This window comes from Caulobacter sp. B11, from assembly GCF_002737765.1.
In the GTDB taxonomy this organism is placed as follows: Bacteria; Pseudomonadota; Alphaproteobacteria; order Caulobacterales; family Caulobacteraceae; genus Caulobacter.
In genome coordinates this window covers 1-2,402 of record NZ_PEGG01000370.1, presented here as the reverse complement: position 1 = coordinate 2,402, position 2,402 = coordinate 1, and the positions used below count along the sequence as shown (strand labels likewise).

3 protein-coding genes are annotated in these 2,402 nt (G+C 69.6%); all 3 read left to right on the top strand.

Annotated features, from left to right (window positions below; all coding sequences use genetic code 11):
- A partial coding sequence (locus tag CSW58_RS12940; RefSeq protein WP_201721676.1) for a lipid II flippase MurJ occupies positions 1–542 on the top strand: 542 nt, incomplete at its 5' end.
- 167 nt (positions 543–709) lie between these two features.
- The gene (gene trpS, locus CSW58_RS12935) at positions 710–1,744 is read left to right on the top strand and encodes a tryptophan--tRNA ligase (protein WP_099447560.1); all 1,035 of its coding nucleotides are present in this window, start codon (positions 710–712) and stop codon (positions 1,742–1,744) included.
- 113 nt (positions 1,745–1,857) lie between these two features.
- Positions 1,858–2,402: PhoH family protein (locus tag CSW58_RS12930; protein ID WP_143755212.1), on the top strand; the 545-nt coding region annotated here is incomplete at its 3' end.

Genomic DNA, 2,402 nt, shown 5'->3' with positions numbered 1-2,402 from the left:
CGGCCTTCGACGCCCGCGCCACGGCCGACGCCCTGATGCAGTACGGCTGGGGCACCCCGGCCTTCGTCCTGGCCCGCATCCTGTCGCCGGCCTTCTTCGCGCGGGGCGACACCAAGGGCCCGATGCGGTTCGCCCTGATCTCGGTGGCGGCCAATATCGTGCTGGGCCTGGCCCTGTTCCCGGTGTTCGGCGTCGCGGGTCTGGCGGCGGCGACCAGCGCGGCCTCGTGGCTGAACGTGTTGCAGATGACCGTGGTCCTGGGGCGTCGCGGCGACTACGCGCCTAGCCCGGCGGCCTGGGGCAAGATCGTGAGGGTGCTGGCGGCCAGCGTCGCCCTGGGCCTGATCCTGGCGGCCCTGTCGCATTGGCGGCCGGCGATCGAGGCCCCGATCCTGGCCCTGGGACTGGGCTCGGCCAAGGAGTTGGCGATTCTGGCGACCTGCGGTCTGGCGGCCTTGATCTATCCGGGCCTGCTGTTGGCCTCGGGCGGCGTCACCCTGGCCGAGGCGCGAACGATCTTCCGGCGCGGACGGGGCGGCTGAGGCGACTTGCCCTCCGGGTCCGGGGCGGCTAACCAGCAGCCATGGCCCTGAACGGATCCTTCGCAGCGCGATGGCGCAGCTTCTTCTGACCCGGATCGCCGCGCGTTCGCGCGGACAGCGCCCCCGCGCCGTCGCCATTTCCCTGTTCGAGCTCCAAGGCTGAAGCCATGACCGACCACATTCCCGTTCCCTATGCGGGCCCCGCCCGCGTGCTCTCCGGCGTGCAGCCCTCCGGGGCCCTGCATCTGGGCAACTATCTCGGCGCCCTGGTGAAGTTCGCCCGGCTGCAGCACGAGATCGACACCTTCATCTTCGTCGCCGACCTGCACGCCATCACCGTCTGGCAGGAGCCCGCGGCCCTGGCCCAGCAGACCCGCGAGATCGCCGCCGCCTATCTGGCCGCCGGCCTCGACCCGGCCAAGGCCACCATCTTCCCGCAATCGGCCGTGCCCGAGCATGCCGAGCTGGCCTGGATCTTCCAGTGCGTCGCTCGCCTCGGCTGGCTGGACCGCATGACCCAGTTCAAGGAAAAGAGCGGCAAGCACAAGGAGCGCTCCAGCGTCGGCCTCTACACCTATCCGGTGCTGCAGGCCGCCGACATCCTGATCTACAAGGCCACCCATGTGCCGGTGGGCGAGGACCAGAAGCAGCACCTGGAGCTGACCCGCGACATCGCCGCCAAGTTCAATCACGACTTCGCCGCCCCGGCCTTCTTCCCGCAGCCCGAACCGCTGATCCAGGGCCCGGGCGCGCGGATCATGAGCCTGCGCGACGGCTTGGCCAAGATGAGCAAGTCCGACCCGTCGGACTATAGCCGCATCAACCTGACCGACGACGCCGACGCCATCGCCACCAAGGTCAAGAAGGCCCGCACCGATCCCGAGCCCCTGCCCGAAACCCTGGAAGAACTGGCGACCCGCCCCGAGGCCGACAATCTCGTCGGCATCTTCGCCGCCCTCGACGGTCGGACCAAGGCGGAGGTTCTAGCCGAATACGCCGGCAAGGGCTTTGGGACGTTTAAGCCGGCCCTGGCTGACCTGGCAGTCGAGAAGCTGGCCCCGGTCGGGATGCGCATGCGCGCCCTGCTGGCCGATCCGGCCGAGATCGACCGGATTCTCGCCAAGGGCGCGGAACGGGCGCGCGACGTCGCCGCCCCGACCGTGGCCGAGGTCCGGAAACTGGTGGGGTTCTGGGGCGCGTAGGTTCCCCCATTTTGGGGAGTCTGTGTTCTGAATCAAAGGCCACGTCCCCGCCCGTATGGGAGTCTGCCGTGATCTGCCGGTGACCGCGGTCGCCGCGTCACGGGAGACATGCTGTGGACTTTACCGGGGACCTGACCCCTCCGGCCTGCTCGCGGGACGTTCCGCTGCCGCCGCACCTCGTCGAGCGCCTGGCGGCCGGGCGGGAGTCGACGGCCCGCTCCATTGAAACCGCGCTGCGCCCCTATCGCGTGCAGATCACCCTGGGGCCGGGCGGCCTTCGGGCGGTGGGCGACGCGCTGGCCGTGAACCTGGCCGCGACGATCGCCGGCAAGATCGTCGACATGGCGCAGGCCGCGACGCCTGGACACCACGACCTGGTGGCCGAGGCTACCGGCGTTGCGCTCGATAAGGCCCTGAAGTTCGATCTGGCCTATCGGCTCAAGGGCATCAACCAGGCGGTGCGACCCATGTCGCTGAGCCAGGTCGCCTTCATGAACGCCCTGCTGCATTCGGACCGGTCGCTGCTGTTCGGCGTCGGACCCACCGGCACGGGCAAGACCCATCTGGCCATAGCCGCGGGCCTTAGCCTGGTCGCCGAGGGCAAGTACAAGAACCTCGTCATCACCCGGCCCCGCGTGCTGCTGGAGGGCGAGACCAT